Below are 830 nucleotides of genomic sequence, written 5' to 3'. Positions count from 1 at the left end.
ATCGTCAAAAATCTGCGCCGCTGCAGCAAATGAGCAAGATGGTAAATTACGTCGCTTACTTAAGCAGGAAAACAAAAACGTACGTAAAGCGGCTGAAAATATTTTATGTAACGGCAAGTCGCTAGAAGCATTTGCACAAGACATCAAAAACGCAAAAATAGCGAAACAATTTAGCGATAACACAGACTATATTGCTAAGCGCTAATAAACCAATTACCTGAAGTTAAAAGGGCGAGTTTACTAAGTAAACTCGCCCTTTTCTGTGTTTAAACACTGTTAGGGTTTTCTACTTTCGATACATCAACAAAAAATAGATGAATTTTTTATCTACTAAAACTGACTTTCAACGATAGCTTTTTGCCAAATTTCACTTATCACGCATATTTACCATCAATCACCAAACATTACCGTTAATCATCTTGCCGAACTCGACCTTTTAAAAATTCGTAATATAGAACCCAACAAAACGATTTAACTTCACCGCCATGAGGAATGAGACATGAATAAACTAATTACAGTAACTATCGCAGCAGCAAGCATTTTATCTTTCAGCACAACCGCTAAAGTAACACCATCAGATAATAGCTTATCGTCAAAAATCTGCGCCGCTGCAGCAAATGAGCAAGATGGTAAATTACGTCGCTTACTTAAGCAGGAAAACAAAAACGTACGTAAAGCTGCTGAAAATATTTTATGTAACGGCAAGTCGCTAGAAGCATTTGCACAAGACATCAAAAACGCAAAAATAGCAAAGCAATTTAGCGATAACACAGACTATATTGCGAAGCGCTAATAAACCAATTACCTGAAGTTAAAAGGGCGAGTTTACT

The 830-nt window shown here is 36.6% G+C and carries 2 protein-coding genes; both read left to right on the top strand.

The window, feature by feature from the left end:
* Positions 1-205: DUF3718 domain-containing protein (locus C2M30_RS19990; RefSeq protein ID WP_105173249.1), on the top strand; the 205-nt coding region annotated here is incomplete at its 5' end.
* A gap of 294 nt (positions 206-499) precedes the next feature.
* Positions 500-793, top strand: coding sequence for a DUF3718 domain-containing protein (locus C2M30_RS19985; RefSeq protein ID WP_105173071.1), 294 nt, complete (start codon positions 500-502; stop codon positions 791-793).
* Positions 794-830 lie beyond the last annotated feature (37 nt).

The organism is Pseudoalteromonas sp. T1lg24 (assembly GCF_002964745.1).
GTDB classification, from domain to species: Bacteria; Pseudomonadota; Gammaproteobacteria; order Enterobacterales; family Alteromonadaceae; genus Pseudoalteromonas; species Pseudoalteromonas spongiae.
The sequence above is the reverse complement of the archived record's forward strand: the minus strand, read 5'-3'. Positions and strand labels throughout refer to the sequence as shown.